Origin of the sequence: Spirochaeta isovalerica (genome assembly GCF_014207565.1) — a bacterium.
GTDB classification, from domain to species: Bacteria; Spirochaetota; Spirochaetia; order DSM-2461; family DSM-2461; genus Spirochaeta_F; species Spirochaeta_F isovalerica.
Map to the genome: position 1 here is coordinate 204,829 of NZ_JACHGJ010000001.1, position 12,853 is coordinate 217,681.

The 12,853-nt window shown below is 44.0% G+C and carries 11 protein-coding genes and 1 riboswitch; of the genes, 2 read left to right on the plus strand and 9 right to left on the minus strand.

Features of this window, described 5'->3' with window-relative positions; all coding sequences use genetic code 11:
- Positions 1 to 6 precede the first annotated feature (6 nt).
- Positions 7 to 1,005 carry an ankyrin repeat domain-containing protein gene (locus tag HNR50_RS00790; RefSeq protein ID WP_184742443.1) on the plus strand — a complete coding sequence of 333 codons (999 nt, stop codon included), beginning with the start codon at positions 7 to 9 and terminating at the stop codon, positions 1,003 to 1,005.
- Here the strand turns inward: HNR50_RS00790 and HNR50_RS00795 are convergent.
- From HNR50_RS00795 to HNR50_RS00830, 8 genes are all read right to left on the minus strand, one after another.
- Complete coding sequence (locus HNR50_RS00795) at positions 986 to 2,173, minus strand: MFS transporter (protein WP_184742446.1); 1,188 nt, start codon at positions 2,171 to 2,173, stop codon at positions 986 to 988. The genes HNR50_RS00790 and HNR50_RS00795 overlap by 20 nt on opposite strands.
- 127 nt (positions 2,174 to 2,300) lie before the next feature.
- On the minus strand, positions 2,301 to 2,942 hold the full coding sequence (locus HNR50_RS00800; protein WP_184742448.1) for a hypothetical protein: 642 nt from the start codon (positions 2,940 to 2,942) through the stop codon (positions 2,301 to 2,303).
- A 114-nt stretch (positions 2,943 to 3,056) separates the two neighbouring features.
- Positions 3,057 to 4,379: an LPP20 family lipoprotein gene (locus HNR50_RS00805; RefSeq protein ID WP_184742450.1), complete on the minus strand. Its 1,323-nt coding sequence runs from the start codon at positions 4,377 to 4,379 to the stop codon at positions 3,057 to 3,059.
- 49 nt (positions 4,380 to 4,428) lie between these two features.
- Positions 4,429 to 4,887, minus strand: a complete 459-nt coding sequence (ribH, locus tag HNR50_RS00810; RefSeq protein ID WP_184742452.1) for a 6,7-dimethyl-8-ribityllumazine synthase — start codon at positions 4,885 to 4,887, stop codon at positions 4,429 to 4,431.
- A complete protein-coding gene (gene ribB / locus HNR50_RS00815) occupies positions 4,887 to 6,086 on the minus strand; it encodes a 3,4-dihydroxy-2-butanone-4-phosphate synthase (protein WP_221439768.1) in 1,200 nt (399 codons plus the stop codon). The genes ribH and ribB overlap by 1 nt, the downstream gene beginning before the upstream one ends.
- Positions 6,083 to 6,730, minus strand: coding sequence for a riboflavin synthase (locus HNR50_RS00820; protein ID WP_184742454.1), 648 nt, complete (start codon positions 6,728 to 6,730; stop codon positions 6,083 to 6,085). The genes ribB and HNR50_RS00820 overlap by 4 nt, the downstream gene beginning before the upstream one ends.
- Positions 6,731 to 7,807 carry a bifunctional diaminohydroxyphosphoribosylaminopyrimidine deaminase/5-amino-6-(5-phosphoribosylamino)uracil reductase RibD gene (gene ribD / locus HNR50_RS00825; protein WP_184742456.1) on the minus strand — a complete coding sequence of 359 codons (1,077 nt, stop codon included), beginning with the start codon at positions 7,805 to 7,807 and terminating at the stop codon, positions 6,731 to 6,733.
- 86 nt (positions 7,808 to 7,893) lie between these two features.
- Positions 7,894 to 8,031: riboswitch (FMN riboswitch) on the minus strand.
- Positions 8,032 to 8,044: 13 nt separating this feature from the next.
- Positions 8,045 to 9,058, minus strand: coding sequence for an MnmC family methyltransferase (locus HNR50_RS00830; RefSeq protein WP_184742458.1), 1,014 nt, complete (start codon positions 9,056 to 9,058; stop codon positions 8,045 to 8,047).
- Between the two features lie 68 nt (positions 9,059 to 9,126).
- Here HNR50_RS00830 and HNR50_RS00835 point away from each other — a divergent pair, with 68 nt between their 5' ends.
- Positions 9,127 to 11,472: a putative bifunctional diguanylate cyclase/phosphodiesterase gene (locus HNR50_RS00835; protein ID WP_184742460.1), complete on the plus strand. Its 2,346-nt coding sequence runs from the start codon at positions 9,127 to 9,129 to the stop codon at positions 11,470 to 11,472.
- Positions 11,473 to 11,506: 34 nt separating this feature from the next.
- On the opposite strand, the gene HNR50_RS00840 is transcribed toward HNR50_RS00835, so the two are convergent.
- A complete protein-coding gene (locus HNR50_RS00840; protein WP_184742462.1) occupies positions 11,507 to 12,706 on the minus strand; it encodes an acetate/propionate family kinase in 1,200 nt (399 codons plus the stop codon).
- Positions 12,707 to 12,853 lie beyond the last annotated feature (147 nt).

Here is a 12,853-nt window from a genome sequence, read left to right on the forward strand (position 1 = left end):
AATGCTTTGCAGATTATATATGAAATCCTCGGTGAAATTGAAAAGGGTGCGTCGCTGGACGATATCCGGAAACTTATCGAATATGGAAAAATAAAAAATCATACAAGTGAAGACGGAAAAACCATTCTCATGTCTGCCTGCCGATGGGGCCGGTTGGATCTTGTCGGATTTCTTCTTGAAGATGATGAAATCTTTATCGATCAGAAAGACCATTTCGGCAGGACTGCCCTGATGTTTGCCGCCGGCCATTGCCACGAAGAGATAGTCCGCTTTCTTATCGGTAAAGGGGCTAATATAAATCTTGAAAGCAAAAGGGGCTGGACTGTCCTGAAAAAAGCTGTCTCCGGCGGATCTCTGTCTATCGTCAGATATCTGGTTGAAGAATGCAAAATGGATATCGGCAAGAAAAGCAACCGGGGGGCCGACCCGGTGTTCTATGCTGCAGAAAGCAATCATCTGGAAATCTTGAAATATTTCGTAGAGGAAAGAAAGGCTTCTGTAAATCAGATCGACCGTCACGGTTGCACCGTTCTCATGAGCGCCGCCCGCAGCGGCGCTGATCAGGTTGTAAGCTATCTTATTAACGAAGCTGGTGCCGATAGGGACATTCTTTGTCTCCGGGGGATGAACACCGTTATGCATGCCATTGAAGGCAATCAGCTTTCCACGGTCAGCCTTCTCCTTGATGAGCTGGGTTATAATAAAGATTATTCAGATGGTGACGGATGGAACTATCTCATTTTCGCTTCCATTCACGGGCATCTTGATATGGTAAAATATCTGGTTGAAGAGTGTGGGATTTCTGTCAATTCCATGAGCTTCAGCGGCAGTACCCCGGTCATGTACGCCTGTCTCGAGGGCCATCTCGATGTCATTAAATATCTGGTTGAAGAAAAAAAGGCCGATCTTTCCATCGTTAATAAGGATAAGCAGACGATTATGGATATAGCGGAAGAGAACCAGAACACTCATGTTATCGACTATTTCAAGAGTTTTTCTCTTTAGTCATAATCCTGAAGCTATAATAAAACACACTGATTAACGAACCTGTTATAGCCATAATCAGAAAAGCCGTGTTCAAACTGAAGGTTTCACCCAGCCAGCCTATCAGGGGAAAAAGAGCAATCATGAAAAAGCTGAAGATCATGCTCTGGAAGGATAACACTGTCGCTCTGTATTCCTGTGGAATCAGTCTGTTTATGTAATGACTGATAGCCACCAGCAGCAGACCTTCCATAAAACCTATGACCAGGTAGAAAGGAAACTTCCAGGGGCTGAGAGCTATACCCCAGAGGGACATAAGGAGAAAAAGGGGAAGAATGAGAATCAATTTTCTTTCTCCGCCCATCTTTTGTTCTATCTTTTGTGCAAAAAGGCTGGTTAGTCCCGACAGAAGGGAAGCTCCGGCAAAAACAGCGCCTATATGAAACTCAGAAAACCCGATGTTTTTCCAGTAATTCTGAAGATAAAAGAATAAGCTCACTGTAAATGAGAAAATCAATTCGGAAAAGATTAAATAAAAAGCAATTTGTCTCCGCGACTTTACGACTTTCAAGCTTTCCAGGGTTTGCTTTTTTAACTTCTTGATCCAATGAAGGCCTTCTATACTTTTGATTTCCTGATGGACTATCGGTTCCCTGAAGCTGAATGCCGTTAAGAGAGACAGAATGACGACAGTGATAGAGAGAGCGAAAACCAGATCATATCCCCTTGTTGCAAGAAACCCTCCGACCAGAAGAGCTAAAATACTCGAAGCCTGTATGATGAATTCCTTGATACCGAGGATTTTCATGTACCGGGATTCCCGTGTCTTCATATCGAGAGAGTCGTAGAGAAGCGCCTCTCCGGCTCCGGATTCAAGATTGTAGCCGATGGCGCAGAGAACGAAGCCCAATAGCTGGAAAGCAAATCCTGTAGCCAGAAAGAGTATGAAAAGACTGGACAGGTAAAAAACACGGCCGAGAATCCGTGACGCTTTGCGGCTCCAGAGATCGGCTACGGCACCAGTCGGGATTTCCATGAGAAAGGATGTGATGTGAAACGAACTCTCGAGCATGCCCAGCTCTATGAGAGAAAATCCTCTCATGGCCAGATAGATCATCCAGATTCCTCTTGTTAAATCCAGATTGTAGAAAGAGATGAACAGATATTCCTTTTTTATATTAGCTTCCATATCTTCCTGAAAAAAAACTCTACCGGCCCATCCGGTAGAGTGAGTAAGGATTAGAAATCAGTAAATTGTTTTAAATAAAATTTGTAAATGTTTTTTTTAAATTATTTTCTTAAATTAGTATTTATTTCTAAGTTTTTTGTTTCCTGCCGCTCAAAGCGAGGAGCAGGCCCAATGCGATTGACAATAGGGCTGCAAATAAAGTTCGGTATTGGGTCGGGAGCAGAAACGTGACCGTATGAGCCGGAATCCAGAAAAAAGGGATGGTTTTGGCAAAAACAAAAGACCACATTTTTTCCCAGTCCGCTTCTTTTAACAGGCTCAATGGAGAGAACGTCGACAATTTGAAGATCCCCGATCCCTTACTGATATGTAAATCTGTCAGATGATGTGTGAGCATCATGAGCGGCGCGAAGATCACATTCATCAGCAGAGAAATAAGAAATGCTGTGAAGAAACGATTCTCAACCATGGGGAAAAGGGCTGGCACGCCATGGGAAAAAATTCCGAAAGCCATATAGATAAATACGCCCAGAAAACCCCAGATAATCATTTTAGGCAGAAGGCCGAAGTCTTTTTCCAGATAAGTGCCCTTCTTGATTCTGAGAACCAGCATTTCACCGGACGTAGCCAGCACGGCAAATTTAAGAAAAGATATAAGGGCGGGAAGTTTGTTATAAGCCTGAAGATATAAGTCTCTGGTTGGTTCGTATATAAAGAAAAAGGCAATTAGTATGCCGAACAGCGCGGCCGCAAGATCGCTTCCCTTCATAAATCCTCCCTGAATGTAGATCATTGTTGATCTGTTTATTGCAGATGTCAAGGAAAAAAATGCAGAAAAAAGAGGATAGCGAAAATTGGATAGATAATTATTACGAAATACGAATTACTCGGAAATGACTCTTTCTATTTCTCTGATAAAAGGTGCTTCGGCAGACAATCGGGAAATCATTTTACGGAATACACGTTCATTTGCCTGACTGTAAGTCAGTCCGCCGTCTTTAAACAGTTCTGTTTCGTATTCATAGAGTACGGTGCTATCCTTTCTCAAGCTGATGTGTCCTCGTAAACCCGCCATAAGCGGTGCGTTTTCAAGAACCTGAGGAAATTCGGAATAGGTCAGAGTGAAAATCAGTGAAAAGTCAGAACTGTTGCGATCGTCTGCGATCTCAAAAATACGGTTCTCGCCGCTGAATATGGCTCTTATACTGTTTTCTGTAGAAATCGTTGTTTCCTTGTTCGATTCGACAGAGAGGAATATCCGGGAAGAGAGCACAGTGATTTCCCGGATTGTTTCATCCCGGAAAAAAGCTTTGCTGTACATATTTTCCATGGGAAAACCAAACCTGTCGAAATCAATGATGATTTTTATACTGTTGGCTCCGGTCTGAAGCATATCGCTGCCAAGCGCTATGCGGGCCGTGCCGTTTATATCGGTTTGGCTGTACAGAAATCCTGTTAGGGAATTTTCTATTTTTAAAGGCAGCTTCCCTGGATAATTTTCTCCTGACCGGCAGGAAATGATTAGTTCCGCTCCCTTATTCAAAGTCGTTTCTCTCTCCTGTGATTTACCGTCTATTTCGATTGATGTTCCCAGACGGTAAATCTCAGAGAGTATGAAATCATTTATATTGCCGGTATAGACTCCTCCGATTGATCCGGAAAGTACCATTCCATAAGGAGACGTTACAAGCACCTGTGCTGCGGTTGCCAACAGATTGAATTTATCGGCTGTTGTCCGGGCAGGTGTAAAATAATCATCCTTGAGAATCTGCTGGATCCTCTGAAGCAGCTGGGAAGTTTCTTCTTCCTGTATCTGCATCCAACGGTTTTTATTCAGCCTCACATAAACCCAGAATCCCTGTTTTTCCGAATACCATGTATCGACGATCTCCCATTCTTTCAGATTCTGTTCAACCGATTGATTCAGTTTCTCATAAAAAGCGCTTCGGGTATTTCCATTGCCTCTGTCTTCTGTTTCAATTATTGTTTCAGCGGAAATGCTTGTCGATATCTCCGCTGCGAGATTCATTCTTGCCTGAGCCAGAGCCCGTTGGTAATCATCGGAACGGTTTCCGAGGTTGGACGATCCGATTCCCGTGTAGAATTCCGGGGAATAGGGGAAACTGTCGACCCAGGCCGGAGCGTTCTGAGGACTTGCAGAGAAGATAACAGCAATGAAAAATGACAGATAGAGAAAATGTTTCATATCATTATCTTATGTCAAAAATCGGGGCTTATCAATCTCGGTTTAAGATTTAAAGCTTCCCTGTAAGATCCGCCATTTCAATAGCTGACATAGCAGCGTCCCAGCCTTTATTGCCCGCTTTGGTTCCGGCTCTCTCCAGCGCCTGCTCGATGTTCTCCGTTGTCATGATGCCGTTTATTACGGGAACTCCTCTGCCCAGTGAAATTGTGGCCAGCCCTTTGGCCGATTCTGATGCCACAATATCGAAATGGGCGGTCGCTCCACGGATAACTGCTCCCAGAGCGATAACTGCGTCGTATTTTCCCGAAGCGGCCAGCTTATCGGCGGCCAGAGGAATTTCAAGGGCGCCCGGTACTTTCACGAGATCAATGTCCTTTTCTTTCGCGCCATGCCGCAAGAGACAGTCCATTGCTCCCTCCTGTAATTTTCCTGTTATCAAATCATTAAAACGGGATACGACGATGGCGAATTTCCTGCCACTGCCTGTTAGATGTCCTGAGATTTCCATTAAATAGCCTCCCTAATTTCCAGAATATGCTTCATTCTTTCTTTCTTTGTTTCCAGGTAATATCTGCTGTAAGGTGTCGCTGTGCTTTCCAGAGGAATCCTTCTGTTCACTTTGATACCCGATTGAATCAATCCTTCGACTTTCAAAGGATTGTTCGTCAGCAGTTCCACTTCTTTGATTCCCAGTTTTTTCAGAATATGAGCCGCATCTTCGTAATTCCTTTCATCAGGTGAAAAACCGAGCTTGATATTGGCATCCACCGTGTCGCAACCAGCTTCCTGCAGCCTGTAGGCTTTCATTTTATTGACGAGACCGATTCCTCGGCCTTCCTGCCTCATGTAGAGCAGGATGCCTCTTTTCTCGTTGAGTATTTCCAGAGCTTTCTTAAGCTGATTTCCGCAGTCACACCTCTGGGATCCGAAGATATCGCCGGTAAGACATTCGCTGTGAAGTCTGACTGTTATAGGACCGGACAAATCGGCCTGTTTATGGACAAGAGCAATATGCGGCATATGTTCGGATAGACCGGAAGAGAAGCAGTAAAGTTCAAAAGTACCCTTATCGGTCGGTAGAAAGACAGGCTCTTCTTCTTTACTGTAAAAAAACTCTTCCATCTCTTCTATCGAAATAAGCGGCAGATTGTGTGTGCGGGCGAAAGCCTCCAGGTCTTTTCCTCTGGTCATCGTACCGTCATCGCTCATGATTTCGCAGATAACTCCCGAAGGATGGTGACCGACGTACCGGCTTATTTCCACAGCGGCTTCCGTATGACCCTTTCTTTCTTTAAGTCCTCCCTCCGCTGCTATCAGCGGAAAAAGGTGTCCGGGACGGAGCAGGTCAGCCTCCTCGCTTTGACAGTTAATAATAGTCTGGATTGTCAAAAGTCTGTCAAAAGCTGAAATCCCCGTTGTCGTTCCCTCCGCAGCATCGACTGAAATCGTAAAGGCAGTTGAATACTGACTGCTGTTCGAACGGCTCATGAGTGGAAGATTCAGTCTTTCCGCGGTCGATTTCTCTATGGGAAGACAGATCAATCCTCTTCCGTACTTCGCCATGAAAGAAATCTGATCTACGGTAATGCATTGCGCTGATACCATCAGATCTCCTTCGTTCTCTCTTTCAAAATCATCTGTTACGATGATCATCCCGCCGGAACGGTAATGTTCCAACGCGCTTTCAATCCTCTTTTTCACATTCATTGTCCATATCCCCATTGTGTCAGTTGATTTGTAGAAATATCTGTTTTCATTTGATAACTCATCAAATTCTCCACATATCGTCCAAGCATATCCGTTTCAATATTGACGCGGTCCCTGTTTTTACGGATGGCCAGAGTTGTTTTTTCATAAGTATGAGGAATAATCTGCAGTTGAATCCTATTGGTTTTTCTCTCTGCGCTGGCTATTGTCAGGCTGATTCCATCCACAGCAATCGAACCTTCGTCAATCATGTACTTCATCAATACTGAGGGGACGTCTAGAGTCAATCGATACATTTCTCCCTCCTTCCTTATGTTTCTTATTTCCGCTGTTCCATTGACATGCCCCTGAACAAGATGGCCGCCAAGACGTTCACCAAGAGCCATAGCCCTTTCCAGGTTGACGATCTCTCCTGTTTTCATGGATCCGGCATTTGTCTTTCTGAGAGTTTCTGCGGAAATATCTGTTACAAAAAATGAGCCTCCCATGTCCGTAACTGTCTGGCAGATCCCGTTAACACTGATGGAATCGCCTATCTTTGTGTTCTCAAGAACCATATGGGCCTGATAAGATGCTTTCAATCCCATGCTGACCCTGGACAGTGTGAGCACAGTACCTGTTTCCTCTATCAATCCTGTAAACATTCAAAACCTCCATCCGTGAAAGACTGTTTGATTGTTGATCATCTCGAATTCTGTTTTTCCGAATCTCAGAGATTGATTCATCAGACCTGTCTGCAGGTTTCCCACGGCATCGATTCCCGTTCCGCATATCAGAGGAGCCGTGTAGATTGATAAGCGGTCATAAGCCTGTTGTTGCAGAAATGATGTGTATACCGCCTTTCCTCCTTCAACAAAAACGGAACAGATTCCCTTTCTGTAAAGCCTTTGGAGAAGATGCGGGAGATCTGTGAACTCCAGAACTTCTATTCCTTTTTCAGTAAAATAAAGCTTTTTCTTTTTCCGGCTGTCAGGACTGGTGACTACAATGGTCCGGGTCCTGTCATCGTCGCTGAATATCTCCCGTTCTTGAGGGAAGTCGAGCGATCTGCTGAGAACTATTCTTATGGGATTTTTCCCCATATCAATAAGTCGCGAATTCAGTTTGGGGTTATCTGCCCGGACTGTGCCGGCTCCGACCAGAACGGAATCATATAGGGACCGGTACCGATGTACATCTCTTCTGGCATCTTCATCGGTAATCCACTTGGAATCGCCTCCCGATGTAGCAATTCTCCCATCCAGAGTCTGGGCTATTTTCAAATGAACAAATGCCCTCTGTTCCTTCTGGTTTACATTGAAAACTTCATTGAGCTTTTCCGCTTCATCTTTCAAAAGTCCTTCTCTGACAGTAATTCCCCGGGATTTCAGTCTGGCGACCCCCATACCGTTTACATGCGGATTGGGATCATTTGCGGCAATCACGACTTCCCTGATTTTTTCCGCAATGATTCTGTCGGTACAGGGCGGTTGTCGTTTTCCTGGATAAACGGTACAGCAGGGTTCGAGAGTGCAGAAGAGTGTCGCACCCGAAACAGATTCGGAAGCATTCTCTATAGCATCGATTTCAGCATGAAGAGATCCCGGTCCTCTGTGACAACCTTCCCCGATAATTCTTCCATTTTTTACCAGTACAGCTCCGACTGCTGGATTGGGAGAGACCGATCCTATGGCGAGAGATGCCAGTTCCAGAGCCCTTGTCATAAAGTTTTGGTGGTTCATTTATCCCCCGATTAAAAAATCAGACGCCGGGGGTAAAAAAGAAAACCCCCTGACGGAATCAGGGGGTGTATTGATATCATAAACGATTCGATTTCCTTTCATCCGGACTGTACCGTCGGCTCTGGAGTTCCACCAGATCAGTCTATCGTTTTGCGATAGAGTCGCGGGCTATAACCGCCGGTTTGGAATTGCCTTGCAAGGCTCACCATACCCCGAAAATCTTGAGGTGAGATTATTTCACATTTTTGTGTTTGTCAATAAAATTTTATTTAATTCTCCTATGGCTGTTCGCGTATCGGGTGCTTCCAAAGCTGTTTTTTTATAGGATGGATCTATCTTATCATTTTTTATTTTCTTTACAGTAAGATAGTTACCGCTATTTCTCAATACTTCTCTTTCCCGGTTCCTTCTTTCAAAGATTTCCATAGCGCTACTATTTAAACCGGGATCTCTAAAGGGGGTTCCGACAGTTGCCAGCGCCATTAACATCTCATCATGGAGTGGTATGCGGGAGCAAAGCCTTTTGTCATCACTGCGAATGGCCGCTATGGTTATTCCTCTCTGGCGTCCAATAGCCGGTCCTTCTCCAATATGGAACTCAGCATCGTACAAAGCTTTTCGGAAGGGGATGGAAGAAGAATAGGAGATCAGGATTCCGTCGCGGGATATGCGGCTCTTCAGAAGGCTCAGAAATTCTACTGAATAAAGCACGGGATCATTGGAGGGTGAGAAACCGTCGTGAAAAACAATATCGAAGTATTTTTCAGGCAATTCGGGAATGATGGCCCTCGCATCGCCGCAATGAAAAATCAACTGTCCGCTTAACTGATTCTGAATAAAGCCATCGACCGCCCGATCGTACATCTCTTTGCTTTCAATCTCCAGAGGAAGACAGGATCCTAAAAAAAGCAACTCGCGGCTCATCTCAACCAGATGTATTTCCGTTTCATCATTGCACGACAGAGCTGCAAGGCTGTTGTAACCCATGCCGCTGCAGAGATCGAGTAACTTTGGTTTTTTTCTGTCAGCTATTCCGGAAGGATAGGCGAATTTTTCAAATGCTTCTTTCAAAGCCCCGATTCTGGAATGCATCAGCTCCGATTCGGAAGTTGACCGGAGAGTGTATGTCCCGTCATCAGTCTTTACCAGCAAATCATTTTTTTTCAGTTCCGTGACTAGTTTGCTTTTATCAATTATTTCTGATTCCATAAAAGCAGAAATGATCTGGAGAGCTTTCTGTTCCGCCTGCATTACCGTTTCAATATCCTTTTCGTATTCTATGTTGGAATTTTATTGATCTATCAACTAAATTTATAGTCATGAAAAGGGGTCCTGCCTGGAAAATCGTCTCTTTTTTTCTCCGTCATGAAAAAAATAACTATGAAGGTTTAAAATCGCTACGCTACAGGTATATGTCTCTTTTCGAACCGGTTTTTATTGCTCTCAGTTTGGGATCGTCACTTATCGTTCAGTCTCAACTATATCAGAATGGAATGCTTTATCAGCTCCTCTTATTCCTGTCTCTGCAGATGCTCATTATCCTGATCATTAATTTCCTGAAACCGTCGCGGCTCGTTGATAAATCGTTTTTTCTTTATATTTTTACTATGATGTCATTTTTTACCGCAACGGGTGTTAATCAATACAGGGCTTATCTTTGGATTTTTCTCTGCGTTCTTGTTTCCGCTCTTTTATACCGTATCAGAAAAACGGCTATCGTATATCTGTTGCTGGCCGGAAATATCGTTTTCATCAACAGATATGCCGTATTTCAAGCTCTTTCCATGGGAAAGCTGTCATTGGATTTGAATTCCATCGGGTTTTATACCATGCTCACCAGTTTTCTGACCGGTGCGTCCGTTTCCGTAATTGTAAATAATCTGGAGAAAAGTTTTGCAAAATTATACAAGCTCAAGAAAACTCTTGAGAACCGGAACAGTAAGCTCAGCAGAGAACAGGAAGTCGCCAGGCATTACCGCAATGCTCTGATGGGTAATGAATTGAAGTTTAAAACGATTGTAGAATATGCTTTCGACGGAATTACCATTCTCGATAAAAATGGTAATAACAAATTTATCAGCAATTCGACGGAAAATATTACAGGATACAGTTCCGAGGAGTTTTCCGAAGGAGCTATGAACCTTGATCGGATTCATCCTGATGATCTTCAGCGGGTCATTGAGAATTTCCGGAATATCACAGAAGGCCGTATAGATAAAAGTACCATTTATTACCGATATCTCCATAAAGACGGAGAGTGGAGAAATCTGGAAGTGACCGTCACTGATCTCCTTAACAATCCCGGTATCGAAGGCATTCTCTTTATATACAGGGATGTGACCAGGCACATTCAGGCGGAACAGAGAGCCCGGTATTTTGAATTTTACGATCAGTTGACAGGTTTGCCGAATCTCCTGATGTTTTCGGAGAAGATCAGCGAGGAGATTGAACGCTCCGCTGCCAGAAAAAGATCTTTTGCCGTTATGTGCCTGGGATTAAACAGCTTCAAGGATATAAACGGTCAGTTCGGAACATCTTTCGGTGATATTCTTTTGAAACAGATCGGTTCGCGGTTGAAATCCAACTTCAGAGGTGATGATTTCGTCTCCCGCATGATGGGCGACAAGTTTCTCATTCTCTTTTCTGATATGAAATCGGAAGATGATGTTATTGCCATAGTGCAGAAAACCATGGGCAGTTTTGAAACGCCTTTCTGGGTCGAACAGAGGGATATTGCTGTTTCGGTGTCCATAGGAATCAGTGTCTATCCCCATGATGGAACCCTCAAGGATGAACTGATCAAGAACAGCGAGGCTGCCCTTTTTCTCTGCAAGGAAAATCGCGACCGTAAATACGCTATGTTCAACAAGAATCAGAATGAGGATCTCATAAACCGCATTCAGATTGAAAAGGAGATATACCAGGCCATCGAGGATAAAACTTTCACGGTTTATTATCAGCCGAAGGTCGATCTGGATGGTAATCTGGTCGGAGCCGAGGCTCTGATTCGATGGTTTCACAGAGAAAGGGGGATGGTATCCCCGGGACAGTTTATCCCTATATCAGAAAGGAACAGATCCATAATTGAAATCGGGAAAATCGTTATGGAGAAAACTTACAGCCAGATAAGGGAATGGATAGACTCGGGACTTGAACCAGTTGAGATCTCCATAAATGTGGCCCCTATGCAATTCAGTGATAGAGGTTTTATCGATTATATCGATGAGCTGCAGAACCGCTATGACATTGATCCGGATCTGATTGAATTCGAGATTACCGAAACCGGCATTATGGAAAACGAGAAGAAAACTACGGAAATCATGCACCTTTTGATTGAGAGAGGATACTCCATTTCCATCGATGATTTCGGAACAGGATATTCTTCACTGAACAAGCTTAAGGATTACCCCGTCACCACATTGAAAATCGATAAATCCTTCATAGATCCGCTTCCCGACAACGCTTCTTCCAATATCGTTAAAACGATAATTGAGCTCGCCCATTTTCTTCAGTATCGTGTTGTTGCCGAAGGTGTTGAAAAAGAGGAGCAGCATCTGCTTCTGGCAACGCTGCAGTGCGATATGATACAGGGATATTTCTTCCACAAGCCAATGCCTTCGACGCATTTTGTCAAATTAATGAAAAAACCGGCCTCTGCATTATGAAAGGCCGGTTCTGATATTTTTCTGATATTCTTTCTTATGAAAGAACTTTTCTTGTTTCGAGAGCGATCATCAGCTCTTCGTTTGTCTGGACTTTCAGTACTTTCACTCTGGATTCATCGGTGCTGACTTCGAAAGTTCCGTCGGCGAAGCTGTCGTTTCTCTTGCTGTCGAATTTTATGCCGAGATACTCCATGTTGACGCAGACATCTTCTCTGAGAATCGGCATTTTCTCTCCGACGCCTCCGGTAAAGACGATTACGTCGACGCCGTTCATGGCCGCCGCGTAGGCACCGATCATTTTCTTGATTTTATAGGTATACACTTCAAAAGCCTGAATAGCCATATCGTTCTTTTCTTTCAGAATTTTGTCCTCGATCTCTCTCATATCATTGCTGATATCGGAAAGTCCGAGCATACCGCTCTGTTTGTTAAGAACGTTGTTTACCTCATCGGCGCTCATTTTCATGTTGTTCATCATGTACATGGGGATGGCGGGGTCGATATCTCCCGATCTGGTTCCCATCATGATACCTTCGAGAGGTGTGAAGCCCATGGATGTGTCGACCGATTTGCCTCCGTCTATTGCGCAGACAGAAGCTCCGTTGCCGATGTGGCAGGTAATGATCTTGAGATCTTCAACTTTTTTACCGACAAACTCCGCCGCCTTGAGGGCTACGTATTTATGAGATGTTCCGTGAAAACCGTATTTTCTGATTTTATAATCAGTGTAATAGTTGTAGGGAAGAGCATACAGGAAAGCTCTCGAAGGCATTGTCTGGTGGAACGCCGTATCGAATACACCTACCTGGGGAACATCGGGAAGGGCTTCGGTTATAGCTTCGATACCTTTGATGTTAGCCGGGTTGTGAAGAGGCGCGAGTTCGCAGCATTTATCCAGAACCTTCATAACTTCATCGTTGATTTTTGCCGAATCGGCGTAATCTTCTCCGCCGTGAACGATTCTGTGGCCGACCGCGTCGATTTCCGACTGGTCTTTGATAACGCCGTGTTTGTCGCTCATAAGATTCTTGAGAATCTCTTTGATACCCACAGTGTGATCGGAAATGGGCATCTCCAGTTTTTTCACTGAGTATTTTTCACTTTTGTATGTGTAAAGCGCATCTTCTTCCCCGATACGCTCGACAACACCGTCTGCCATAACGTCTTCATTTTCCAGATTGATAAACTGAAATTTTATTGAAGAACTTCCGCAGTTGAGTGTCAGTACTTTCATTATTGACTCCTGCTTTTTTTTCTTTAAATGCAAAATAAATATTTCATTAATTTATACATATTAATCAGTGCTACCGCAATACCCTGAGAGGGCTCTCCCTTAAGTCCCTTTACCTGTGGAGCATAATTCTGTTTTTATGCTATGATT

Coding starts and splice junctions, on each gene's coding strand:
- HNR50_RS00835 (WP_184742460.1), top strand. CDS start 9,127: ATGAAAAGGGGTCCTGCCTGGAAAATCGTCTCTTTTTTTCTCCGTCAT.
- HNR50_RS00820 (WP_184742454.1), bottom strand. CDS start 6,730: ATGTTTACAGGATTGATAGAGGAAACAGGTACTGTGCTCACACTGTCC.
- ribD (WP_184742456.1), bottom strand. CDS start 7,807: ATGAACCACCAAAACTTTATGACAAGGGCTCTGGAACTGGCATCTCTC.
- HNR50_RS00830 (WP_184742458.1), bottom strand. CDS start 9,058: ATGCAGGCGGAACAGAAAGCTCTCCAGATCATTTCTGCTTTTATGGAA.
- HNR50_RS00795 (WP_184742446.1), bottom strand. CDS start 2,173: ATGGAAGCTAATATAAAAAAGGAATATCTGTTCATCTCTTTCTACAAT.
- ribB (WP_221439768.1), bottom strand. CDS start 6,086: ATGAATGTGAAAAAGAGGATTGAAAGCGCGTTGGAACATTACCGTTCC.
- HNR50_RS00840 (WP_184742462.1), bottom strand. CDS start 12,706: ATGAAAGTACTGACACTCAACTGCGGAAGTTCTTCAATAAAATTTCAG.
- HNR50_RS00805 (WP_184742450.1), bottom strand. CDS start 4,379: ATGAAACATTTTCTCTATCTGTCATTTTTCATTGCTGTTATCTTCTCT.
- ribH (WP_184742452.1), bottom strand. CDS start 4,887: ATGGAAATCTCAGGACATCTAACAGGCAGTGGCAGGAAATTCGCCATC.
- HNR50_RS00800 (WP_184742448.1), bottom strand. CDS start 2,942: ATGAAGGGAAGCGATCTTGCGGCCGCGCTGTTCGGCATACTAATTGCC.